Origin of the sequence: Vibrio antiquarius (assembly GCF_000024825.1) — a bacterium.
GTDB classification, from domain to species: domain Bacteria; phylum Pseudomonadota; class Gammaproteobacteria; order Enterobacterales; family Vibrionaceae; genus Vibrio; species Vibrio diabolicus.
Genome location: NC_013456.1, coordinates 842,190 through 867,788 on the forward strand (window position 1 = coordinate 842,190; position 25,599 = coordinate 867,788).

The window sequence follows — 25,599 nt, forward strand, 5'->3', positions numbered from 1 at the left end:
AGTGAATGCCAACTTTTCGTTATCAAGGCCGCACGCTAGACGGCTCATCCACTAACGGCAAAATCGAAGCAGTGAACTCAGAGGCTGCGGCGGAAGCATTGATGAACAAAGGGGTCATCCCGCTCAATGTACGGTTAGAGAAAGAGTCGGCAAAAAGCCAAGTGAGCTTGTCTAAGCTATTTGTGCCAGCCATTCCATTGGAAGTGATCATTCTTTTCTCTCGCCAGTTGTTTAGCTTAACTAAAGCGGGCGTACCGTTGCTGCGTTCTATGCGTGGCCTGCTGCAAAATTGTGAAAACAAACAGCTCAAAGAGGCACTGGAAGATGTCGTTTCTGAACTGAGTAATGGCCGAGGTTTGTCTTCTGCGATGCAGCAACACAGCAAAGTATTCAGCCCACTGTTCGTTTCTATGATCAATGTAGGCGAGAATACGGGTCGACTCGATCAAGCGCTATTGCAACTGGCAAATTACTACGAGCAGGAACTCGAGACTCGCAAACGCATCAAAGCGGCGATGCGTTATCCGACGTTTGTGATTATCTTTATTACCATCGCTATGTTTATATTGAACATCTTGGTGATCCCTGAGTTTGCTTCCATGTTCACGCGCTTTGGTGTTGAGCTGCCATTGCCGACGCGTATTTTGATCGCTACTTCTAATTTCTTTGTTAATTATTGGGTGTTGTTGATTGTGGCAATGATTGGCGCGTTTGCGGTTTTCAGAGCCTGGGTGGCGACGGCTGATGGTCGGGAAAAGTTCGATAAGTTTCGGCTTCGGCTTCCAATTGTGGGCGATATCGTTAATCGCGCGCAGCTTTCCCGTTTTGCCAGAACCTTCTCGTTGATGCTGAAGTCAGGCGTTCCACTTAACCAGTCTTTAGCTTTAGCCGGGGAAGCTCTGGGGAACCGCTTTTTAGAAAATCGAATTCTTGAGATGAAATCCGCGATTGAAGCGGGTAGCACCATCTCGGTTACCGCTATCAACAGTAAAATCTTTACCCCCTTGGTGATTCAGATGATTGCAGTAGGGGAAGAAACCGGTCGTATTGATGAGCTGCTGCTAGAAGTGTCGGATTTTTACGATAGAGAAGTTGATTACGATCTAAAAACACTAACCGCAAGAATAGAACCGCTACTTTTGGTGATTGTCGCCGGCATGGTCATGGTGCTAGCACTGGGTATCTTCCTGCCAATGTGGGGAATGCTAGACATCATCAAAGGCGGCTAATAGGTGGTTGAAAATCAAAGTCGAGCGACGCTAATCGTTTTTGGGGTAATTGCTACCATCATTGCTGTTGGCTTGGCGGTCAAATTACGTCCTGTTACTGAGCAGGCGCAAGTGACCGGAGCGAAGTTGGCGAGAGTTTGGATGCAAGATAGTGTTCAGCGTTATCGTCAAGCTTGGTTAGTACAAGGCGAGCCAAAACATATGCTGATGGATGGTTTTAATCTCACCATGACTGAGGGCGGGCTAGTGTCTCCCTTTACTCAACAAGGTGTTTTAGATTGTGGTTATTGGCTAGCAGTGCATTATCCACAACGTAAAATAATGACTAATAAGTTAATAGATATCAGTGGAGCCATCAAAACTGATCGTTATGTCTGTCAGTATACTTATGAAAATGGTCAGTCGATTGTAGTTATTTCAACAGCTAATCAACTGAAAATAGACGTCGAAATGTCGGCGGAGTGAATTTTTTGACACCTAATCACTATAATTGGTATTGAAAGTCGGTATAATGCAATCATTACCATAAGTAAGACGTTGTAATAGAGGGTAAACAATAATGTGTTTTTCTCATTGCAGCGTGAACTGAATAATGGCGAATCGTCATTCTGCTCAAGCGGTAGATACAGTATCCACTTCACGGTCAGTTTTAGTGAACGTTGCTGCCCCAAACCGTTTTGACAATATCCAAAATGGTCGCGTGACCTAAACGAAACTTTGCAGTTGTACTGCATGCTTACATAGAGAGAGTAAACAATGAAAAGACAAGGTGGTTTCACCCTTATCGAATTGGTAGTGGTAATTGTAATCCTAGGTATTCTAGCGGTAACTGCAGCACCACGTTTCCTTAACCTGCAATCTGATGCACGTGAATCAGCTCTTCAAGGTTTGAAAGGGGCTATGGATGGTGCTGCCGGTATTGTATTTGGTAAAGCGGCTATTGAAGGAAAAGAAGCCACATTTGGTCAAACGTTAGAAAATGGTATCCAGACGGACTTTGGTTATCCAAAACCTGATGCTAACGGCCTAGTTAAGGCAGTTTCTGGTCTGAATGAAGATTGGGCATGGGCATCAACAGCAAGTGCTTCGGGTGCAGTGGGTACATTAGTTGCTACTTTCCCAACTTCTACACTGAAAGCAGGCGGCACTGACAATACTGTAGATAAGATTAAAGAGACAGAATGTTACGTTACTTATACCTCTGCGTCAGGTAAAGGTATCGATGAGGGTGCTAAAACAACAGTAACTGACACTAAATGTTAATCAGTTAAGAAGTTCCTTTAAAGGTCAGCTAGTCTGACCTTTATCTCTTTATTTTGGTTAATCTCGGAATAGTTCATATGCGTAAATCATCGGGTCTAAGTGCAATCGAGTTTGTGGTTGTGCTGATTATCTTAGGTGTGATCGGTTATGTGGTATTACCAAGATTTATCAGCTTCGAGCCAGAAACTTATGAAGCGAAGTGGGAGCAAACCAAGCAAACCGCTGAGCATGTTTCTGAGACGCTAAGCAACAAAGAAACTTACGATCGAATTGAAGAAGAGATCGATAGATCGAAAAACTAACCTAGAGCAATCTTGTTTGCTACGTAAAAGAAGTGTGATTTTAGTCCAAAATTACCATGCTTTTTTGCTTGTAATTTAATCGCTTGTTGTAAGCCGAAGGTTCCTAAGTATGAAGTCGCGCTCAACGATATCAGGTTTTACTCTCATTGAGCTGATCATGGTAATCGTCATCCTTTCAATATTATCGCTTTACGCGTCCAGTCGATTTATGCGCACTGGAATTTCTGCCGCAGCAATTCAAGATCAAGTCATTTCTGTTGTTCGCCAAGTCCAGGTGAATCGCATGCAATCAAATGTCAGTAGTGCGGTAGGAAATAACGATTTTATTCTATCCATAGCAACCAATTGTATCGGTTCAAAAGCCTCTTGCTCATCTCAGTCCAGTAGTCGTAGTGATTGGGTCGAAGACAGCAGTGTTACTTTTTCTCCTGTTCAAGAGGTTAAATTTGATCTTCTAGGAAATCCAACCCCTTCTTCGGTCACTATCTCTATTAGCGAAAACAATAGCTCTCAAACTTGTACGGTCACAATTAATGAGCAAGGCTACGTAAGTAAAGGTGGCTGTTTATGACGATGAAATGCAAAAAAACGCCTCGAGGAATGACGCTTATTGAGATGATTATTGCGATCGTCTTAATGGGAATCGCAATGGTGATGTTTTCGACAGCATTGATACCACAAATTAAAGATGCTTCCACCTCCCATTATCAAAGTCGAGCCATTTCTTTAGGGCATAGTATGATGTCGCAAATTTTGGCCCGTAATTTTGACCATTATTATGATGACAACGGTGGCATGCTCCGCTGCGGCGAAAGCGGGGCAGACGCTTGCTCACCTCTTGGAAGAGATGGAGAGACTTCGCCCTCTGCTTTTAATGACGTTGATGATTATATTGGTTGTTGGTACACCGAAAATACTCAGAATAGTTGTCCGTCAGGTAGCGAAAAATACCAACTCTCAGATGTTGTAGGTAATAGTGCAGACAGTAGTTATATCAATTTTCGTGTAGAGGTTGCGGTAGAAACGACAGAGCTCGAAGGAAGTGTCCCTAAAATGAAACAAGTGAAGCTAGATGTATTTGCTGGTTCCGCGTTAGCGATTTCATTGGTTGGTTACAGAGGTAATTATTAATGAGTCAAAGAGGCTTCACTCTCATAGAGCTCGTGCTGACCATTGTTATTGGTAGCATCATCATGCTGGGGGTTGCAGGTTATGTTCAAGTTGGGATGAAAGGGTATGTTGATGCTAGTTCAAGACAAAGAATTCAGACCCAAGCTCAATTTGTGCTAGAAAAAATGGCGCGTGAAATTAGACACGCCGTTCCCAATAGTTTTGCAATGACAAACACGGTTGACGAATCCTGCCTGTCGTTTGTTCCAACTTTAAATTCCGGTTATTATTTTCAAGAACCAACCAGCAACGATCTGCTTTTTATCACTGGGGAAAACGTTTCAGGAAATACATTAAAAGCTTCCGACGGGATACGCTTTGTTATTAATCCTACACGCTATGACGATTTGATATCTGGCGCTGTGAGTAATCACTTAATTGATAGCGATCTTGCTTTAAATGGTGATGATAGCAATGGTAATGCCGACTTTTATCGCTATAGCTTAACGGCGTCTCTACCTAGCGATTCGATCGCTCATCGTATTTATCTATATCAGTTAGCAACCAAAGTTGAATACTGCATTGTCAAAACAGGTGTGCGTAGTAACCACTTAACTCGCAATGGCACTGTTGTTGAAAATATCGTGGCAGATGAAAGTCAATTTGATTACACGAATGTGAGTTTACAGACTGGTGGGATTGTTTATCTCAAATTTGCTTTTGAACAAAATGGTGAAGTTAGTACCTACCAACAAGATGTGCAGGTGTTAAATGTCCCATAAACAGAAAAACAGTGGAAATGTACTTATTGTATGCCTGTTCGTGATTATTGTGATGGGATATCTAGGTGCAACGCTCACAAAGACTAACTGGTCTAATCAAAACTCAATGACTCGTGAGTTTTTAGGGACACAAGCATGGTTTTACGCTCAATCTTCAACAGAGTGGGCGCTCACTGAAATATACCCACTTAACGATGAAAACCCAGATGTGGGAAGCAATTGCAGTAATAAAATCAATGGTAAAGCGCCAAGCTCAGAGAGCATTGATTACGGAAGCTGCCGATTAGTTTCGCTTGTGTGTGACGGGGGCGATAAAAAGTTGGATAGTCAAACATTTTATCGTATCGAAGCTGCAGTCCAGTGTGGTTCTGGATTGAGCTTGGTTGAACGCAGACAAGAGATTTGGATTAAGGATTAGAATAATGAGAAAAATACTATTTGCCTTAGCTTTGTTGTCTTCAAGTAATTTGTCTTATGCGGATGAATGGGAAGGTACGGAGACTTGCTCTGTTAAAATGGACGCCCCATTTTTTGTCGAAGCCAATTACTATGATGATGATTGGTTCGACTGGCTGTCTCGAGACTCAGACATTGAAGACGAAGTGATCTATCTCAAAAAACAAGGTCAAGGCAACGTTTCCTTATACCCACTATGGTCTGCTGACGATGATGTTGACGGGATATTTAACGAACATTCGCTTTCCAACAGAACGTTATACTCTATTCGTTTGGAATACAGCAACGTAAGAAAGCAAGGCAATAGTTATACTGGGGATTTGAACTACTACCTACGCTCTTCTAGTGGTTCATTGATACGTCAAGAAACTGTATTCGATAATGTTTTCTCTAAAATGTCGAATAGTGCTGATGTTTTGATTGAGAAAGGCGAAGAACTCAAAACTCTGCGATGTGGTGAACTTGAGGGACCATCACCAACACCTGAACCAGAAATTACTGTACCAGAACAAGTTTGTGAAGTCTTTCCTGAGCCTATTCAAGGTTGGAAAAATGAAGTCAGCCAGTTAATTGTTACTAACTCAACTGTAGGCACTTTGGGGTGGTCTCCAGAGTATATTGCTGATAGACAGAATATTTATGAGTACTCTAATTCTAATGGTCAATCTTGGAACACGTTACGAGTGGGCTTTGATAAGGGAGAAGGGGCATGGCAGCTATATGAAAACTCAAGCTCAACCATCTGTGATGATCGGATGGGATGTTATCCTGGTGATGCCCAGCCTGATGGAAATGACGGTTTAATTGAAAAGCGTAAAGCCCAAACTCCGGCTTCAGTTAACGCTTTATTTGACTCATCTCAAGACCTAATTATTCGTACACAAGATACGGATTCAAACTATTACGGTAAGGTTTGTTCTTCTAATTCGACTCTATGTGAGTACAGCAACCTGACCGACAAAGTCGTTATTCGACTGAAAAGCGATTTGAACTCTCTCGACATTAACGGATATGGTTCAGAAAAAAGTGTTGAGCTTCAAATTGATGGTACTAGGGAAATTAAAAGCTTTGCCTATGATGCTGGTAATAACCTCTCCCTGTATTTTAGTGATGACGCCAAGCTGACGGTGAAGACGTTTAGAAATACTGGCTCTGATCCGAAATTGATTTTTGGTAGTGACGTAATCTTCAATGTTGTGGGAACGAATCAGCCTGTTGGCCCTGTGACATCTGCAGACTTTAAATTAGAGGATGCCCATTTTGATTATCGTACTTTTAAAGATGACCTTGTTTTGCCAATTATTTATGGTCCAGAAGCCAGCGTACATTTCAAAACCGACTCTGGTCAGGTGTTCAAAGGATTTGTTCTAGCTAAAAGCATTATGCTTGATACTAGCGAGCATATTTATGGGGCAATTACGAGTCTCAGACTTGATATGCGTGGCTCAACAAAAATTGAGAAACCAAAATACCCAGAATCCTGTTGGGTTCCACCAGAGCCTCAACAGTGTACTTATCTACCCAAAGAGACGTTTGACAATGGCAGCGTACTAACCAACTGGTCTGTTATGGGGTTTGGTGACAGTGTTGACCCTAAAATTCACGGTGGCAAGTTCCGTCTGAATGATGATAGAACGCGTCAAGCTACAGCATCTGCTTATAACTACATTTTCCCTTCGGATCAAAACTATCTTGAAATCGAGTTTGAGCATTATGCATACGGTATTAATCGTGGTGGCGGTGATGGCATTGCTTTAGTTATCTCTGATGCGAACGTACCGCCTAAAACGGGTGCTTTTGGAGGCCCTCTTGGCTATGGGATGAAACTAAAGAAAAACCATGGTGGTGAGGTTAGTAGTGATGTTGAAGGATTTGCTGGTGGTTGGCTGGGTATAGGCATTGATGAGTACGGCAATTTCTATCGCGAAGGTGGAGAAACTATCTCAAATCGAAATGGTAGACCAGATAGTGTAGGTATTCGTGGGTCGGGTGCTCAAGATAACCAAGGAAAATGGTTAAAAGGATACGCATATGTTGATGGCACGCAGTTTTCGAGCTCCATCGACAACCATCACGATTTACATCGCTATAAGATCACTCTGAATTCAAGAGATGGTCAGCATATGATGTTGAAAGTTGAAAGAAGTATTAATGGTGGAGAATGGAATACTGTTATTTCAGATTTTGATGTGCGAACAGAAGGGCACTTTAGCCAAGCTCCAACAAACTTCCGTTTGTCAGTAACGGCATCAACAGGTGCTGCAACGAACTTTCATGAAGTGGATAACTTCCAAGTCTGTGCGGACAAGTACTCGCGATTAACAGATGGTATTCATCATTTCGAGTTTGACTACTCTGGCTCGGGCAGTACGTGTCAGGCTTCTGATGTGACACTTAGAGCTTGTATGAATGAAAGTTGTTCTGAGCAATATCCTAGAGATGCATACGATGATGGCAGCTTAACGCCTCTCTCTGTCACTTTACTTCCATCTGTTGGCAATAATGTTGCCAACTGGGTTGGCGGTACAAATGTACAGTTTGAGAATGAAACTCAGCTTGAGCTGCAAGGTTCAAGAGCTGGCGATGTTACTTTAGGTATCGACCAAAGTTCCGTACCACAGTTTGGCTTTGAAGGGGCGCGATGTCGAATTAATGGCGGTCCACTATCTGCTAACAACTGTAATGTAACCTTCGCTTCAAATGTGCTCGCGGTGAATGTTAATGATGTAGTTGCTAGTCGCGAAACTACGGGTGAGGATTACCTATCGTTTTGCTCAACTCGAACAGAAGACGGCGGTGAATCTCGCGGTGTTAATATGTCGATTGATTATGAAGTGGCACCGGTCGATAGCTCTCAACCTGTCGTGATTTCTTACAAGAAAAAAGTGAAAGATCAGGCTGTGGAATGGAGTTCAGATGTCGAGCTAACCAAGGCTAATAAATACCTGCCTAATGTTTATTTTGATGATGAAGGCAAGGCATTCTTTAAGTTGAGATACGCTGAAGCTGGAAAGGTCAAACTTAAAGCCAGTGTTGAAGGCGTTGATGACTCGGATGGATTCGGCAGCTTCGTTAGTTTTCCTTCAAAACTGAAAGTGACTGCAAAGAGTGGTGATAAGAGCGGAGAGTGCACCAACAGTGAAAATGGCTGTTCTTCGGGGTTTGTTGCTGCTGGTGAAGTTTTTGAACTAACTATTTCTGCGCTGCAGGATGACGGTTCAGTTGCTGAGAACTATCAAGAGAAGACTATTACGGTTAGTAATAAAGTGAAGTACCCGTCTAATGGTTCATTAGCCAAACTTCTGAATGAGAGATTACCAGAATCAAGTAAATGGTCTGGCGGTAATGTGAAGTTTGACCAATCGGTTTCAGAAGTCGGTGTTTTCGAGCTTATTGCTGAGGCACCAGTTGCTAAAGATGAAAATGGCGATGATATTGGGACATCTCTGTATCTTGGCAGCAAAGCTTTTAAAATTGCAGATGGCAAGTCAACAATTGGTCGCTTCTATCCTGATTATTTTAAAGTAACAGGAACCGAGTGGACTTATCCTGATAATCAGAATGACTCTGTTTATATGGGGCAAAACTTTGCGTCAGTTAAGTTTGAAGTCACCGCATATAACGCTGATGGGTATGCTACGCAGAACTATGGTAGTTTTGCCGATTCTTTGAAAGCAGACTTGTATTTAGCTGGAAGCTTTTCTGACCGACTGAGTATCTTGGACTCTGATCTAACGAGTAAAAACTGGTCTGGTGCGATTTGGAGTAAAACCTGGGTTAATTCTGTTGATTGGAGCAAAGCTGCTAATTTAGATGGTCCATTTAACTCCAAAGTATCAACAGATAGTTCTACTGAGTCATCAATTGCGTTGTCTCTTAATAAGACAGCGAGTACGAAGACAGCACATATTGACCCAACTCTATTTCTGACAGAAGGTAATGATGGCAAACAATCTCGTACCGTAGAGCAACAACTGTTATCTCAACCTGATGTTAGGTATGGGCGTATGGTTTTAGATGATATTGGCGGAAGACAAGGGGATACACTCAGCATTCCTCTTAAAGTTGAGTACTGGAATAAGAACCGATTTGTTGTCAATTCTGAGGACAACCGAACGGCCGTTTCTGCTGTAGAACAAGGCGATGATAAACTGATTTGGAGCAGTCCAGATGGTGTTACTGCCTGTGATATCAATATTCAAGTTCTTGATTCAGCAGACAGTGAAACATCCAGTGCTAAAGTTACCGGGGGCATATTACCAAATGCAAATAGAGAGCGTTTAACCGCTGTACAAGGTTGTGATAATGAAGTTCGACAGCAATCACAAGTTTGGTTAGATCTTGATGACTCTGAAAATGGCTTACCTTGGCTCAAATATGATTGGGACAATGATGGCTCCGAAGAAAACCCATCCACCGTCGTCACCTTCGGTATTCACCGTGGTAATGACCGTGTGATTTACCGTGGTGAGCCTGGGTTAACCGGACAGTAACAACTTAGGTTTTTGCCCTTAAGTTAGGAAACTGCAAGAAATTGAGGCTTTCTGCTCATGTTTGTGTACCAATACCTTGCTGTGACAGCGAGGCATTGGTACATTTAGAGCAATTTTTGTCTTCTATATTTTTGCAGGATGAGCGAAGAGTATGTTTAAGAAACTTCGTGGCATGTTTTCTAACGATCTATCTATCGATTTAGGTACAGCCAACACTCTAATTTACGTAAAAGGGCAAGGAATTGTCCTTGATGAACCTTCTGTAGTTGCTATTCGTCAAGATCGTGTAGGTTCTGCAAAAAGCGTTGCTGCAGTCGGTCACGCAGCAAAACAGATGCTTGGTCGTACACCTGGCAACATTTCCGCTATCCGCCCAATGAAAGACGGCGTAATCGCTGATTTCTACGTAACCGAAAAAATGCTTCAGCACTTTATCAAACAAGTGCATGACAACAGCATCCTAAAGCCAAGCCCACGTGTTCTTGTTTGTGTTCCTTGTGGTTCTACCCAAGTTGAGCGTCGCGCAATTCGTGAATCAGCTCTCGGTGCTGGCGCGCGTGAAGTTTACCTAATCGACGAGCCAATGGCGGCAGCAATTGGTGCAGGCCTGCGCGTGTCTGAGCCGACTGGTTCAATGGTGGTAGATATCGGTGGTGGTACAACTGAAGTTGCCGTTATCTCTCTAAACGGTGTGGTTTACTCATCGTCTGTACGTATCGGTGGTGACCGCTTTGATGAAGCGGTAATTAACTACGTACGTCGTAACTACGGCAGCTTGATTGGTGAAGCCACGGCTGAAAAGATCAAACACGAAATCGGTTCTGCTTACCCTGGTGATGAAGTTCAAGAGATTGAAGTTCGCGGTCGTAACCTTGCAGAGGGTGTACCACGCAGCTTTAGCTTGAACTCAAACGAGATCTTAGAAGCGCTTCAAGAGCCGTTATCTGGCATTGTATCAGCAGTCATGGTTGCACTAGAACAGTGTCCACCGGAGCTTGCTTCAGACATTTCTGAAAATGGTATGGTTCTAACCGGTGGCGGTGCGCTACTGAAAGATCTCGATCGACTATTAATGGAAGAAACCGGTATCCCTGTGGTTATCGCGGAAGACCCACTAACGTGTGTTGCGCGTGGTGGCGGTAAAGCACTAGAAATGATCGACATGCACGGTGGCGATCTGTTCTCTGAAGAATAAAGGTTTAGGTGAAGCTCATGTCGGGCTTCACCTTCATTTCTGCTCTCTCTGTAATTCAAACATGCTCCATACCTAAAAGTATTTATTTAAGTATTTTTAGGTTGCCAAGTAAGGCTCAATAATCATGGAAGCAATCAGGTCAAAAACAAGATGAAACCGATTTTTGGCAGAGGTCCGTCTCTGCAATTACGTCTGTTTTTTGCTGTCATCGTGTCGGCGAGCTTAATGCTGGCTGATAGTCGTCTAGATACGTTTTCCAACGTCCGATACTTATTGAACAGTATGGTTGCGCCCATTCAATACGCAGCCAATTTGCCTCGCAGCATGTTCGATGGCGTATTTGAACGTTTTAATACTCGTCAGGCATTAGTTGAAGGCAATCGCAACTTAAAGCGAGAAGTGCTACGCCTGAAAAGCGAGCTGATCTTGCTCGAACAATATAAAGAAGAAAACCAACGTCTACGCAAGTTGTTAGGCTCTTCATTTGTCCGGGATGAAAAGAAAGTCGTAACAGAAGTGATGGCGGTTGATACCTCACCTTATCGTCATCAAGTGGTGATTGATAAAGGACAAATAGACGGTGTGTACGTCGGACAGCCAGTGATCAACGAAAAAGGCATTGTTGGTCAAGTCACGTTTGTCGCAGCGCACAACGCACGTGTTCTGTTGCTAACGGATGCGAAAAATGCGATTCCTGTCCAAGTGATCCGTAACGATATTCGAGTGATCGCGTCGGGCAATGGTGAAATGGATGAAATCCAACTGGAGCACATTCCAACCAGTACTGATATTCAGGTTGGCGATCTATTGGTGACATCCGGCCTAGGTGGGATTTACCCAGAAGGGTACCCAGTCGCGACGGTTACCAATGTGGATCACGATACGCGCCAAGAATTTGCGTCAATCAAGGCTGAGCCAGTTGTAGAGTTTGATCGCTTACGTTACCTACTGCTGATTTGGCCGAATGAAGATCGTCAACACAAAGTGCTGCGATCCAATGTGGATGAAGGGTTAGAGCAAGAAGAACAAGAGGTAACTGATGGCCAATAATGTAGTGAGTAGCCGAATGGTGATTGGTGTCAGTTTCTTCGTTGCGCTGGTATTGCAAACCATTCCGTGGCCAGGTGTGTTAGATGTTTTACGTCCATCATGGTTGTTCCTTGTCACGTGTTATTGGGTGTTGGCACTGCCGCACCGAGTGAACGTTGGAACCGCGCTAGTGCTGGGCTTATTATGGGATATCTTGATCGGCTCAACGCTTGGAATTCGCGGCATGATGATGTCGATTGTCATCTATCTGGTGGCGTTGAATTTCCTATTGATTCGTAACATGGCATTGTGGCAACAGTCGATTTTAATTGCCTTTTTTACTGCGTTATTGGAAGTTTTGATATTCTGTGGGGAATATTTGAACCAGGACGTAGTATTTAATCCATTATCTCTGTGGACGGCAGCAATAAACTGTATACTTTGGCCATGGATGTTTTTATTAATGCGACGAGTTCGTCGTGCATGGCACGTAAGGTAAAGCGGTGAAGAAAAGCTTATCTCTCGTTCTCGCTTCGGGTTCTCCGAGAAGAAAAGAGCTGCTTGCTCAACTAGGTTATGACTTTGAGATCGTATTGCCTGATATTGAGGAAGCTAAACAGGCTCATGAGCAGGCACGAGAGTACGTGCTGCGTCTTTCTTTGGAAAAAGCTCAGGCAGGCTTAGCATTAGCTAAGCCTGATTCCGTTGTATTGGGCTCTGACACGGTCGTAGTATGCGATGACCGTGTGCTAGAAAAACCAAAAAGTTTTGAAGATTCAAAGCGTATGCTTACTGACTTATCCGGTCGTCGTCATCAAGTGATGACTGCGGTGAGCGTCGTATCATCGGAACAACAACATTCAGTGGTCGTCACCACTGACGTGTGGTTCAAACCACTGACTCACGAAGAAATCGAACAATATTGGCAGTCAGGAGAGCCATGCGATAAAGCTGGAAGTTATGGTATTCAGGGACTCGGAGGGCGATTTGTCACCCGAATCGAAGGCAGTTATCACGCTGTAGTAGGCTTACCTTTGTTCGAAACCGATCAGCTAATTCAAGAATTTTTATAATTGTTTTGAGGTGTGCACATGAGTGCAGAATTGCTGCTTAACGTGACCCCGAGTGAAACTCGTGTGGCCATGATTGAAGGTGGAGTACTACAAGAAATACATATCGAGCGCGAATCGCGTCGTGGCATTGTGGGCAATATATACAAAGGCAAAGTCAGCCGAGTACTGCCAGGTATGCAAGCGGCTTTCGTCGATATCGGTTTAGATAAAGCGGCGTTTTTACATGCGTCAGATATTGTCCCGCATACCGAATGTGTGGCAGAGAACGAAAAACAGCAGTTTCAAGTCCGTGATATCTCTGAGCTGGTACGTCAGGGGCAAGACATTGTTGTACAAGTGGTCAAAGATCCGCTCGGTACGAAAGGCGCGCGTTTAACGACGGATATCACCTTACCTTCGCGTTATCTTGTTTTTATGCCGGGGGCCAGTCATGTCGGTGTTTCGCAGCGTATTGAGAGTGAGAAAGAGCGCGAGCGTCTGAAAAAAGTGGTGAATCATTACTGTGATGAGCACGGTGGTTTTATCATTCGTACCGCAGCGGAAGGCGCAGATGAAAAAGAGCTTTCTCAAGACGCGGCATTTCTTAAGCGCTTGTGGCTAAAAGTCATGGAGCGTCGTTCAAAATACAAAACACGTTCAACGCTTTACGGTGAACTTGGTTTAGCCCAGCGCATTCTACGTGATTTTGTCGGCACAGAGCTAGATAAAATCATGGTCGACTCCCGCCTCGAATATGAAAACCTGAAAGAATTCACTTCTGAGTATGTACCTGAGTTAACAGACAAGCTTGAGCTTTACGAAGGTGACAAGCCAATCTTTGACATGTACGACACCGAGAATGAAATTCAGCGCTCCTTAGAGCGCAAGGTTGAGCTAAAGTCGGGTGGCTATTTGATCATTGATCAAACTGAAGCTATGACAACTATCGACATCAACACTGGTGCATTTGTTGGTCGTCGTAATCTTGAAGAGACCATCTTTAATACCAACATTGAGGCAACGCAAGCTATTGCTCGTCAGCTGCGTTTGCGCAATCTCGGCGGCATCATCATTATCGACTTTATCGATATGGCGTCTGAAGAGCACCGTCAGCGAGTGCTCACCTCATTGGAAACCGCACTGGCTAAAGATCGAGTAAAAACCAACATCAACGGCTTTACTCAGCTCGGCTTAGTCGAGATGACGCGTAAGCGCACACGAGAAAGTATTGAACATATCTTGTGTTCTGGCTGTCCTACTTGTGAGGGCCGTGGCAGTGTGAAAACGGTTGAAACCGTGTGCTTTGAGATATTACGCGAGATTACTCGTGTAAACCGTGCTTACGACGCCGATAATTTTGTTGTGTACGCATCGCCGTTTGTCGCTGAAGCGCTGTTGGGTGATGAGTCTCATGCATTGGCTGAGCTCGAAGTATTTATTGGCAAGCAAGTGCGAGTTCAGGCTGAGCCCCTGTACATTCAGGAACAGTTTGACGTCGTAATGATGTAATTTGGAACATTTGTGAATTCTGGTGTTAACCGTTTTGGGCGTTTTTGTGCGTGGAGTTTAGTTACTGTACTGGTGTTATTGGCCATATTAGTAACCACACTGCGCGTCACATTGCCACAACTTAACCACTTCCAAGATGAGATCAAAACCTGGGTCAAGCAGGACACAGGTTTTGACTTTTCTATCGCCAACGTCGCAGGGACGTGGCGCAATAATCACCCCTCCATCGCGCTACTCGGTTTAGAAGCGAACCTGCCGAATATTCAGGATGCACGCTTTGCCGTTGAAGAAATCCAAATTGAATTCGATCTCATTCAATCTCTTTTGCAACTCAAACCGGTGGTCGCAGACCTCACCATCCATAACCTCGCTCTGGATATTCACACCGTAGACATTCTGCCGACCTCTAGTCGTCAAGAGCAGGAACCGAGTGTGGACAAGAGCGAAGTGAAGCTCATCGACCAACTCGACTCACTTCTTTTACGTCAGTTTGAAGACTTCACCATTACCGACTCACGGATTTGGTATAAATCGGTATCTGGTGAGACTCGCCGTTTAGATATCGAGCAGCTCCGTTGGAGCAACCAAGGCAAGCACCACTTAGCAGAAGGCACCGTGAACATTGCCGATGTTCGTCTGAATTCATTGTTAGTGAGCGCTAACTTTAAAGACCATGGTTCGCTGCGTGATGTGTCTGGTGAGTTTTACGTGAGTGCCCAAGATGTCTCAGTGACGCCTTGGTTAACCACTTACATGCAAGAAGAGTCGGGTGCTGAGTCGGGTAAGGTCAGTTTAAACACTTGGCTGACGCTGAAACACAGCCAACCGAATGATGCGTATGTTGAACTATTACCTTCTGAGCTGGTGTGGAATGAAAACGGTCGTCATGAGCTGTTTATCGAGTCAGGTATTTTCAATCTTCGACCAGATAAACAAGGTTGGAAAGTAAATGGTCACTCACTTCGGATCCGAACCGACAACACCCCTTGGCCGGAATTAGACGCAGCGTTTGATTGGCAACCGAATGGTTGGACGCTCAACCTTTCTCAACTCGATATCGAAGCACTTATTCCGCTCATCAAATTGGCTCCAGAGTCAGAATCGACCAGTGACCTTATCAACAAGTTGGCACCGAAAGGCCGAGTTGAAGATGTTCGCTTGTCCATGAACGGTGGTTTAGACACGTTACGCTACTCCGCGGAACTGGATGAACTCGCGATGACGCAATGGGAACTGCTACCAGGATTCCATCATGTACAGGGCAGTGTATCTGGTAATTTAGATCAGGCAAAAGCGAAAGTAACCGTCATTGATGATGTATTTCCGTACGGTGATGTATTTCAAGCTCCGCTGAATATCAAACAAGGTGAAGTCGATATTATCTGGCAGCAAGATGAGAGCGGCTGGCGCTTGTGGTCTGATAAAGTGACGGCTGCGACACCGGATCTTCAAGTACTAGGTGCATTCCGTCTTGATTTTCCAAAAGAACAAAGCCCATTTTTATCGTTTTATGCTGAAGCAGATCTCTATAACGCAGGTGAAACATGGCGTTACCTGCCGACTCTGGCACTCGGACAAGACTTAACGGATTACCTATCGACTGCGATTCAAGGTGGTAAAGTTAATACGGCTAAGCTGCTGTGGTATGGCGAGTTAGGGGATTTTCCTTATAAAGATCATAATGGCATGTTTCAGGCGTGGGTCGGTTTAAAAGACGCTAAATTTAGCTTTGATACGGCGTGGCCAACCATCACGGATCTGCAGCTGGACTTGCTGTTTGAAAATGATGCCATGTATTTGGATTCAAAGTCCGCCACGTTAAATGGTGTCCATGCAAAGCGTATTACCGGGCGAATTCCTGAGTTGGCGGAAGGTGGACACATTGAGATTGAAGCCAAAGCGAGCGCGCCGGGCAATGAAGTTCGTGACTACATGATGGCGACGCCATTGGTGGACTCGGTCGGGGCAGCGTTGACGGCGCTGCAAGTGAGTGGTCCGGTTTACTCTGAGTTCCAGCTCAACATTCCGTTTGATTTTGAAAAAGAGTCCCGTGCTTGGGGTTATGCCGATTTAACAGAAAACCGTGTCGATATTGAAGCGCCGCCAATGACGCTGGAGAAAGCCACAGGGCGTATCCACTTCGATAATGATGTGGTCACCACATCGGGTTTGTCTGCAGAGTTGCTTACCCAGCCTATCTCCCTCGATTTTCGTGGTGAGAGTGCGGAACAGGGCTACAATGAGAGTGCGGAACAGGGCTACAATGTGACGATTAACACATTAGGGGATTGGGACGTTGAGCCTCTCAAACCTTATGTTGGCGAGCGTTGGCTAAAGCTTGTTTCTGGGCATGCGCCGTGGCAAATGGACATTGACTTACAACTTAATGATGTAGGCTTCACCTATCAACTTGATGTGTTGGCGCAGCTAAATCGTTTAGCGAGTCAATATCCCTATCCGCTAGCGAAACAAGTTGGCGAGTCCGGGCAAGCAAAACTACAGGCATCCGGCAACCAAGAAAGTATTTCAGCAAGACTACAGATACCAAATGTTAAGTATCAAACCGAGATAGATATAACTGGCGATGTACCTGTTCTGACGGCGACTCATTTAATGGTCGGCAAAGGTGGTTTCAGGATCAGCCCTATTGTCGGACACGATGCATCAGTGCGTGTCGGTGAGCTTAATTTAGACCAGTGGGCAGAGCTGGTTCAGGGCTCAGAAAGCAAGCCGTCATCGTCTGTTTTGGCAAGCATGAAGACGCCGAGTATTCCATTGCCTACACGGATTGATGTTGAAACGCCTAACTTGCAGCTTGGTGGGATTGAGTTTCATGATGTGGACTTCTCCGCAAGCAAAAAGAATTTGAGCTGGCAACTCGATGTGGACAGTCAAGAGGTTAAAGGTAAGGCTAACTATCTGAAGCCGTATGACTTATCGGTCTCTTTGGAGCACTTGCACCTGTATATTCCAGGGTTTGAAGAGATGACCAAAGAGCGCAGCTCGCTCTTTGCCAGTGAAGACCAAAACGCGCCTTTGATTACCAATTTTGACCGCCAGTTTCACGCTGAGATGCCAAACTTAACTTTGAACATCGATGATTTTTGGTTGCAAGGTTACAAAGTGGGGAAGGTGAATGTTGATTTGCAGCGTCGCGAGAACCGTTTGGAGTGGAAAAATATCACCTTTAGCAGCGGCAAAAACCGCATTGATATGAGCGGTTGGTGGGATCTGACAAAAGAGAATAGCCATTCCAACTTAACCATGAAAATGAAAGGTGATAACAACACTGATCTTATGGAGCGCTTTGGTATCACATCGGGTATTCAGCAGGCACCATTTGAGATCAATGCCAATATGGAATGGGACGGCGCGCCTTGGTCGATGAAGACACAAACCTTGCAAGGGAATGTCTCAACGGAATTTGGTAAAGGCGTGATCAGTGAAGTCAGTGGTGCGGCACGCTTGTTAGGCTTGTTCAGTTTGGATTCTATCATCCGTAAGATGCAGCTCGACTTTACCGACGTATTCGACAAAGGCATGGCGTTTAACTCGATCACAGGCACGGGCAAAATCCAAGATGGCGTATTTATCACCAACGATATCGTGATGGATGCGTTAGCAGGGGAAATGCAGATCCGCGGCATCGCCAATATGAACAGCAGAATGGTCGATGCGGAAGTGAAGTTCACCCCAGACATCACATCAGGCCTACCAATGCTGACCGCGTTTGCAGTAGCGCCACAAACCGCGTTGTATGTTTTAGCCATCTCAACAGTTATTTCTCCGGTGGTTGAGGTCTTCACTCAAGTCAATTATGAAGTGAAAGGCCCACTAGATTCACCAACGGTGAAAGAAATTTCGCGAAGTAAAGGTGAATACAAACTGCCAGAAAAGCTGCGTGAACAGGCCAAATAACTCACCGATTAAAATGGAATAAGGAGGAAACACATGGAACGTGTTGGCATTATTCAAATGACATCGGGTCCAGATATCACCGCGAATCTGGACTTTATTGAAAAACAGTGTGCTTTGGCGAGTAAGCAAGGTGCCAAGCTTGTCCTTACCCCTGAAAATACGGTGCTGTTTGCCAACCGCGAAGCGTACCATCAACATGCAGAGCCACTTGGGAGTGGCGTGATTCAACAGCGGCTCTCTGAAATCGCAAGAAAGAACCAGTTAACACTGATTGTCGGAAGCATGCCCATTCAAACCGCAAAAGGTGTCACGACCACAACGCTTGTATTGCCGCCGCACGGTAAATGCATGGCTCACTATGACAAACTGCATATGTTTGATGTCGACGTAGCCGATGGTTATGGTAGTTATCGTGAGTCGGATACGTTTATGGCGGGTAATCAAATAGTCGTGGCGGAAACCGATATCGGCAGCGTTGGATTGAGCATTTGTTACGATCTTCGTTTTCCTGAGCTTTATAAAGTATTACGCCAAGAAGGCGCGGATATCATTGTGGTGCCTGCTGCGTTTACCGCTGTGACGGGGCAAGCTCACTGGGAAGTATTATTGCGAGCTAGAGCGATTGAGACACAATGTTGGATTTTGGCGAGCGGACAAACTGGAACGCATCCATGTGGACGAAAAACATGGGGACACTCAATGGTCGTTGACCCTTGGGGACGTATTCATAAACAGCTTCAGGATGAAGTAGGCTTATTGGTGACAGAGATAGATTTGTCACAAAGCCAACAAGTAAGGCAGAATATGCCGCTGACTCAACACAGTCGCTTTCAAAATGAATTGAGACGGAAATAAAAGAGCTAACTATGAGCACAAACCAAATAGAACAGGCACTCCTTGCCCCAAATGGTCTGACAGAACAAGACATTGCTGACACGCTTGCCAGCATTGCGACACGCCAGATCGATTATGCGGACATTTACTTTCAGTCCAGCTGGCATGAGTCTCTGGTTCTAGAAGACAGCATCATCAAAGATGGCTCTTTTAACATTGATTGTGGTGTTGGTGTCCGTGCGGTAACTGGTGAAAAAACCGGCTTTGCCTACTCTGATCAAATCCAGCCTGAAGGTCTGAAGCAGAGTGCAATGGCGGCGCGCGGTATTGCTCAGCAAGGGCAAAATGGCAAAGTTCAAGCGTTTAAACGCACCGAAAACCAAGCGTATTACGCGGCTGTGAATCCACTAGCTGAATGGGAAAAGCAGCAAAAAACAGAATTACTCAAGTCTCTAGATGCTTACATCCGCACTAAAGAACCATTGATTAAAGAAGTCTCGATCAGCATCAGCGGTGTGCATGAGCAGATGCTTGTTGCGGCAACAGACGGTACTTATGCAGGCGATATTCGTCCTTTGGTACGTTTGTCTATTAGCGTGCTCGCTCAAAAAGGTGAACGACGTGAACGCGGTAGCGCTGGTGGCGGTGGCCGTTTCGGTTACGATTTCTTTTTAACGGAAAGCAATGGTGTGAAACAAGCTTTCCATTATGCAGATGAAGCGATTCGCATGGCGTTGGTAAACCTTGAAGCAGAAGCCGCACCAGCAGGCATGATGCCAGTGGTATTGGGCTCAGGTTGGCCAGGCGTATTGCTACATGAGGCGGTAGGTCATGGCCTAGAAGGTGACTTTAACCGCAAAGAGTCGTCAGTGTTCTCTGGAAAAATGGGTCAACAAGTGACGTCTTCACTGTGTACCATCGTCGATGACGGCACGTTAAAAGACCTTCGTGGTTCACTGAATGTGGATGATGAAGGGGTAAACGGCCAGTACAACACGCTTATCGAAAATGGTGTGCTGAAAGGTTACATGCAAGACAAGCTAAACGCGCGGTTAATGGGTGTGAACCCAACAGGTAACGGTCGTCGTGAGTCGTATGCACATTTGCCAATGCCTCGTATGACCAACACCTACATGCTTCCAGGTGAACATACGCCAGAAGAAATTATCTCGACGGTCGAGAAAGGGTTGTATGCGCCAAACTTTGGTGGCGGCCAGGTGGACATTACTTCGGGTAAGTTTGTGTTCTCTGCATCCGAAGCATACTTGATTGAAAACGGTAAAATTACGCGCCCTGTTAAAGGTGCGACGTTGATTGGCTCAGGTATCGAAGCAATGCAGCAAGTGTCTATGGTCGGTAACGACCTAAGTATCGACAAGGGCGTTGGCGTATGTGGTAAAGCAGGTCAAAGTGTACCTGTTGGTGTTGGTCAGCCGACCTTGAAGCTGGACTCACTGACGGTGGGTGGCACTGAGTAACTCATTCGAATCGTTATAACAAGAGCGCTCATTAGAGCGCTCTTTTGTTTTTGTGAGTCGATGTCGACTACAGGTTCTCTTCGGCAAACTCTGCCAAGCGGCTACGAACCACGCCGTTAAGGTGAATATTCGCGCTGCCTTCAAAGTTCTTGAAGCGTTCAACCATGTAGGTCAAACCTGAGGTCACAGGGGTGAGGTAATGGGAGTCAATCTGCGCCAAGTTACCGGAGCAGACGATTTTGGTTCCTTCGCCGCAGCGGGTGATGATGGTTTTGATTTGTGAAGCGGTGAGGTTTTGACACTCATCAAGCAGCACAAACGCATTTTGAATCGAACGGCCACGCATAAAGTTGATCGATTTAAACTGAATATTGGCTTTATCGCAGATGTACTTCAATGAGCCTTCAGTGCAGTGATCGTGTTTATGTAACGCTTCCAAGGTATCGGTCACCGCCGCTAACCACGGCATCATCTTCTCCTCTTCTGAGCCGGGTAGGAAGCCGATGGATTCACCGATATCTGGCGTGTTACGCGTCACGATAATTTTATCGAACATGCCTTTTTCAATGGTTTGCTCCAGTGCTGCTGCCATGGCTAATAGCGTTTTACCACTACCAGCGGCACCGGTTAAAATCACCAGGTCAATATCCGGGTCAAGTAAGGCATCCAACGCCATTCCTTGGTAGATGTTTTTTGGTGTGATGTCCCAAGCCTTACGGTGCATCATGCGTTCGCGGCTCAGGTCGAGTAGCGTTAATTTGTCTTCATTGATGGTTTCTACGCGGCCAGCAAAGTCGCTGTCTTCATCAATCACATATTGGTTAATAAAGGTTGGTTCAAAAGGCTCACGACTGAGCTTGTGATAGGTTTTTCCGCCCAGCGCATAACTTTCTACTTCCTCAATATCACTCCAGAAGTCCCCCTCACGCAGTTGAAAGCCTTTGGTGAGGTATTGAATGTCGTCAATCAGTTGATCGGTTCGGTAGTCTTCAACAAAGCGTACGCCAGCGCCTTTGGCGCGCAGACGCATGTTAATGTCTTTCGTGATCAGTACCACTTCACGCGGTGCTCGTTTGTTTTGCAGATAAAGCACCGCATTGAGTATGCGGTTGTCACCGGCTTTGTCGGCGAAGGCTTTGACGGTTTCCTGCAGTTCAAAATCCGCCAAAATGGAAATGGTGCCTTGGTCGGGGCTGTCTTTAGAAACAGGAATACCTTCAGAAATTTCATCGGGCGTTGCTTCTTTAAACAAATCTTCCAAAGCGCGAATAGCCACGCGAGCGTCTCTTGCGACATCGCGTTTGCTGTCTTTGATTCGGTCGAGTTCTTCCAACACGGTCATGGGGATAACGACATCGTGTTCTTGGAAAGAGAAGATGGCAAAGGGTTCATGAAGAAGAATGTTGGTATCAAGTACAAACAGTTTCCGATCGGTATCGCCCATAGCGTCTCCTTGCCGTAATACGGCTCTGCATGCGAGTGGTTAGGTCGTTCTCAAATAGGTGTGAAGCGGCCTAACTCTGATTGCTTGCAATAGAGGTTGTCGGGCTGATGTCGGTTAGTGTGCAACCGAGTAGCAAGACAACTTACTGCAAACCCGTGTTGATCCTAATCGTGTACTAACGCGCTTAAATCATATGCAATGGTTTTAAACGCCCCTCACTAGAAGTATACGTAATATTTACGTTCTACAACTTAATAATTGGCATGAGTATTTTACAATTTGATTGCATTTATAGTTTGGGAAAAAAAGTTTCCGCTTGATGCGGTTTCGGCGTGACCTAAATCACAGCTTCAAGTAAGATTAGCGACCTTTTTCTGCGTATAGGCTACGTCCGATTTATCATGTTGAGCTGGCTTAAAAATACTCAGTTCATACTGGAATGACGAATGCTATCGGCATAGCAGAAGCCAGAATCAGATCTAAACTATTATCCATGCCTACGGGCATGAGTAGACCAACAAGAAACACGAATCAAGAACTAATAACGAGGTAGTCAATTCATGACATTTGCTTTGGGGCAGCGCTGGATTAGCGATACGGAAAGCGATTTAGGTTTAGGTACCGTTGTAGCAATGGATGCTCGTACTGTGACATTGATGTTTGCAGCGTCAGAGGAAAACCGAGTTTACGCACGTAACGATGCACCTGTTACCCGAGTCACTTTTAACGTTGGTGATGTCATCGACTGCCAAGAAGGTTGGTCTCTAAAAGTTGAAGAAGTACTGGAAGATGAAGGCCTATACACCTATTTCGGTACTCGTGAAGACACGCAAGAAACCGCCGTTGTTCTGCGTGAGATTTTTCTGAGCAACCAAATTCGTTTTAACAAACCTCAAGATAAGTTGTACGCCGGTCAAATCGACCGTATGGACAACTTTGTTCTGCGTTACCGTGCGCTAACCAACCAGTTTGAGCAGCATAAGAGCCCAATGCGTGGCCTATGTGGTATGCGTGCAGGTTTGATCCCTCATCAGCTTTACATCGCGCACGAAGTTGGCCGTCGCCACGCGCCACGCGTATTACTGGCGGATGAAGTGGGTTTGGGTAAAACCATCGAAGCGGGCATGATCATCCACCAACAAGTTCTGTCTGGTCGTGCCGAACGCATTTTGATTGTGGTGCCTGAAACACTGCAGCATCAATGGCTGGTTGAGATGATGCGTCGTTTCAATCTGCATTTCTCTATCTTTGATGAAGAGCGCTGTATCGAAGCTTTTGCGGATGCAGAAAACCCATTTGATACTCAGCAATATGTGCTGTGTTCTTTGGACTTCCTACGCAAGAGCCGCAAGCGTTTTGAACAAGCACTGGAAGGCGAATGGGACCTATTAGTTGTCGATGAAGCGCATCACCTTGAGTGGAGCCAAGATAAACCGAGCCGTGAATATCAAGTGGTAGAAGGTTTAGCTGAACGCACTCCGGGCGTACTGCTATTGACGGCAACGCCAGAACAGCTTGGTCGTGAGAGCCACTTTGCTCGTCTGCGTTTGCTGGATCCTGACCGTTTCTACGATTACGAAGCGTTCGTCGAGGAAGAAGAACAATACGCGCCTGTAGCGGATGCGATTACTTCACTCTTCTCTGGTGAAAAACTGCCTGATGAAGCGAAAAACCAGATCACTGAGTTGCTGTCTGAACAAGACGTAGAACCACTTTTCCGCATTATCGAAAGTGAAGCGGACGAAGAAGCTAAAGCGTCAGCGCGCCAAGAGTTGATCGACAACTTGATGGATCGTCACGGTACGGGACGTGTTCTGTTCCGTAACACACGTGCGGCTATCAAAGGTTTCCCTGCGCGTAACGTGCATCTGATGCCAATGGATATTCCACCGCAATACACCACGTCAATGCGTGTTGCTGGGATGATCGGCGGTAAGATGAGTTCTGAAGCACGTGCGATGAAGAACCTTTACCCGGAAGAAATTTTCCAAGAATTTGAAGGCGATGACGCAAGCTGGTGGCAGTTTGACTCGCGCGTGAATTGGTTACTTGAAAAGGTAAAGGAGAAGCGCAGCGAGAAAATTCTGGTGATTGCCTCTCGTGCAAGTACGGCTCTGCAATTGGAGCAAGCACTGCGTGAGCGTGAAGGCATTCGTGCGACCGTCTTCCATGAAGGTATGTCGATTCTTGAGCGTGACAAAGCAGCCGCTTACTTTGCGCAAGAAGAAGGTGGTGCACAGGTTCTTATCTGTAGTGAAATCGGCTCTGAAGGCCGTAACTTCCAGTTTGCCAACCAATTAGTCATGTTTGACTTGCCGTTCAACCCTGACTTGCTTGAGCAACGTATTGGTCGTTTGGACCGTATCGGCCAAAACCGTGACATCGACATTCATATTCCTTACCTGAAAGGTACCTCGCAAGCCATTCTTGCTCGCTGGTTTGATGAAGGTTTAAACGCTTTTGCAGAAACTTGCCCAACAGGCCGTGCCGTTTACGATAAGTATTCTGATGACTTGATTGAAATCCTTGCTTCTGGTGACACCAGCACGCTAGATGAGATCATTGAAGCGTCAGCAAAAATGAATAAAGAGCTGAAATCCCAATTGGAGCAAGGCCGTGATCGCCTATTAGAAATGCATTCAAATGGCGGAGAAAAGGCACAACAAATCGTTGAGAAAATTGAATCAACCGACGGTGATACCAATCTGGTCACCTTCGCACTTTCTCTTTTTGATACGATTGGCTTGAACCAAGACGATAAAGGTGAAAACGCACTGATTGTGACCCCATCTGAGCACATGATGGTACCAAGCTACCCAGGTCTGCCATACGAAGGAGCGACGATCACGTTTGATCGTGATACGGCTTTATCTCGTGAAGATATGCACTTTATCAGTTGGGAGCATCCAATGATCCAGGGGGGTATCGATCTTCTGATGAGTGAAGGGGTGGGGACGTCTGCGGTATCTCTACTGAAAAACAAAGCGTTACCAGTTGGGACCATTCTTCTTGAGTTGATTTACGCGGTAGATGCGCAAGCGCCAAAACGCAGTGGTATCGCGCGCTTCTTACCGAAAACGCCAATCCGTTTGATGATGGACTCGCGTGGTAATGATTTGTCTGCTCAAGTGGAATTTGAAAGCTTTAACCGCCAGCTCAGCCCTGTAAACCGTCACTTAGGCAGCAAGTTGGTCACGTCGGTACAGAAAGACGTACACCGCTTAATTGAAGCGGGGGACAATCTTATCGAAGCGAAGGTTGAGGAAGTACGCAAGCAAGCTCATCAAGATATGCAGCATAGCTTGAATGCAGAACTTGAGCGTTTGCAAGCACTGAAAGCGGTAAACCCAAATATTCGTGATGAAGAAATTGAAGCCATTGATGCACAAATTAAGGAGCTCACTGGTTACATCAACCAAGCTCAAGTGCAGCTCGACTCGCTACGTTTGATTGTGGTGAGCCACAACTAAGTAAGCATTTATTGTTCATTAAAAAAAGGTCTTCA

Annotated in this window: 19 protein-coding genes; 18 read left to right on the forward strand and 1 reads right to left on the reverse strand. The window is 45.4% G+C overall.

Going from position 1 to position 25,599, the window contains the following annotated elements; genetic code table 11:
• The first annotated feature begins 5 nt into the window (after positions 1–5).
• The 17 genes from VEA_RS04005 (at position 6) to tldD (ending at position 20,650) form a co-directional block, all read left to right on the forward strand.
• A complete protein-coding gene (locus VEA_RS04005; RefSeq protein WP_005397400.1) occupies positions 6–1,229 on the forward strand; it encodes a type II secretion system F family protein in 1,224 nt (407 codons plus the stop codon).
• A gap of 3 nt (positions 1,230–1,232) precedes the next feature.
• On the forward strand, positions 1,233–1,694 hold the full coding sequence (locus VEA_RS04010) for a hypothetical protein (RefSeq protein WP_012841372.1): 462 nt from the start codon (positions 1,233–1,235) through the stop codon (positions 1,692–1,694).
• Between the two features lie 291 nt (positions 1,695–1,985).
• Positions 1,986–2,492: a type II secretion system protein gene (locus VEA_RS04015; RefSeq protein WP_012841373.1), complete on the forward strand. Its 507-nt coding sequence runs from the start codon at positions 1,986–1,988 to the stop codon at positions 2,490–2,492.
• Positions 2,493–2,569: 77 nt separating this feature from the next.
• Positions 2,570–2,794 (forward strand): type II secretion system protein, encoded by a 225-nt coding sequence (locus tag VEA_RS04020; RefSeq protein ID WP_012841374.1) that lies wholly within the window; start codon positions 2,570–2,572, stop codon positions 2,792–2,794.
• Positions 2,795–2,903: 109 nt separating this feature from the next.
• Positions 2,904–3,365: a type II secretion system protein gene (locus VEA_RS04025; protein WP_012841376.1), complete on the forward strand. Its 462-nt coding sequence runs from the start codon at positions 2,904–2,906 to the stop codon at positions 3,363–3,365.
• Positions 3,362–3,925 (forward strand): type IV pilus modification PilV family protein, encoded by a 564-nt coding sequence (locus VEA_RS04030; protein ID WP_012841377.1) that lies wholly within the window; start codon positions 3,362–3,364, stop codon positions 3,923–3,925. The genes VEA_RS04025 and VEA_RS04030 overlap by 4 nt, the downstream gene beginning before the upstream one ends.
• The gene (locus VEA_RS04035) at positions 3,925–4,686 is read left to right on the forward strand and encodes a PilW family protein (protein ID WP_006742339.1); all 762 of its coding nucleotides are present in this window, start codon (positions 3,925–3,927) and stop codon (positions 4,684–4,686) included. The genes VEA_RS04030 and VEA_RS04035 overlap by 1 nt, the downstream gene beginning before the upstream one ends.
• Positions 4,676–5,104, forward strand: a complete 429-nt coding sequence (locus tag VEA_RS04040; RefSeq protein WP_012841378.1) for an MSHA biogenesis protein MshP — start codon at positions 4,676–4,678, stop codon at positions 5,102–5,104. Before VEA_RS04035 ends, VEA_RS04040 begins: the two co-directional genes overlap by 11 nt.
• Before the next feature lie 4 nt (positions 5,105–5,108).
• A complete protein-coding gene (locus VEA_RS04045; protein WP_012841379.1) occupies positions 5,109–9,635 on the forward strand; it encodes a DUF6701 domain-containing protein in 4,527 nt (1,508 codons plus the stop codon).
• A 151-nt stretch (positions 9,636–9,786) separates the two neighbouring features.
• Positions 9,787–10,830 (forward strand): rod shape-determining protein, encoded by a 1,044-nt coding sequence (locus tag VEA_RS04050; protein ID WP_005381144.1) that lies wholly within the window; start codon positions 9,787–9,789, stop codon positions 10,828–10,830.
• Between the two features lie 150 nt (positions 10,831–10,980).
• Positions 10,981–11,880, forward strand: coding sequence for a rod shape-determining protein MreC (gene mreC / locus VEA_RS04055; RefSeq protein WP_006742342.1), 900 nt, complete (start codon positions 10,981–10,983; stop codon positions 11,878–11,880).
• On the forward strand, positions 11,870–12,358 hold the full coding sequence (gene mreD / locus VEA_RS04060) for a rod shape-determining protein MreD (protein ID WP_012841380.1): 489 nt from the start codon (positions 11,870–11,872) through the stop codon (positions 12,356–12,358). Before mreC ends, mreD begins: the two co-directional genes overlap by 11 nt.
• A 4-nt stretch (positions 12,359–12,362) precedes the next feature.
• Positions 12,363–12,932 carry a Maf family protein gene (locus tag VEA_RS04065; RefSeq protein ID WP_012841381.1) on the forward strand — a complete coding sequence of 190 codons (570 nt, stop codon included), beginning with the start codon at positions 12,363–12,365 and terminating at the stop codon, positions 12,930–12,932.
• 18 nt (positions 12,933–12,950) lie between these two features.
• A complete protein-coding gene (gene rng / locus VEA_RS04070) occupies positions 12,951–14,420 on the forward strand; it encodes a ribonuclease G (protein ID WP_005381138.1) in 1,470 nt (489 codons plus the stop codon).
• Positions 14,421–14,432: 12 nt separating this feature from the next.
• The gene (locus tag VEA_RS04075; RefSeq protein ID WP_006742343.1) at positions 14,433–18,338 is read left to right on the forward strand and encodes a YhdP family protein; all 3,906 of its coding nucleotides are present in this window, start codon (positions 14,433–14,435) and stop codon (positions 18,336–18,338) included.
• Positions 18,339–18,371: 33 nt separating this feature from the next.
• Positions 18,372–19,193 carry a carbon-nitrogen hydrolase family protein gene (locus VEA_RS04080; RefSeq protein WP_006742344.1) on the forward strand — a complete coding sequence of 274 codons (822 nt, stop codon included), beginning with the start codon at positions 18,372–18,374 and terminating at the stop codon, positions 19,191–19,193.
• 11 nt (positions 19,194–19,204) lie between these two features.
• The gene (gene tldD, locus VEA_RS04085; RefSeq protein WP_006742345.1) at positions 19,205–20,650 is read left to right on the forward strand and encodes a metalloprotease TldD; all 1,446 of its coding nucleotides are present in this window, start codon (positions 19,205–19,207) and stop codon (positions 20,648–20,650) included.
• 67 nt (positions 20,651–20,717) lie between these two features.
• Here tldD and VEA_RS04090 read toward each other — a convergent pair whose 3' ends face one another.
• Positions 20,718–22,094 carry a PhoH family protein gene (locus tag VEA_RS04090; RefSeq protein WP_006742346.1) on the reverse strand — a complete coding sequence of 459 codons (1,377 nt, stop codon included), beginning with the start codon at positions 22,092–22,094 and terminating at the stop codon, positions 20,718–20,720.
• Between the two features lie 560 nt (positions 22,095–22,654).
• Here VEA_RS04090 and rapA point away from each other — a divergent pair.
• Positions 22,655–25,564, forward strand: coding sequence for an RNA polymerase-associated protein RapA (gene rapA / locus VEA_RS04095; RefSeq protein ID WP_006742347.1), 2,910 nt, complete (start codon positions 22,655–22,657; stop codon positions 25,562–25,564).
• The last annotated feature ends 35 nt before the right edge of the window (positions 25,565–25,599 follow it).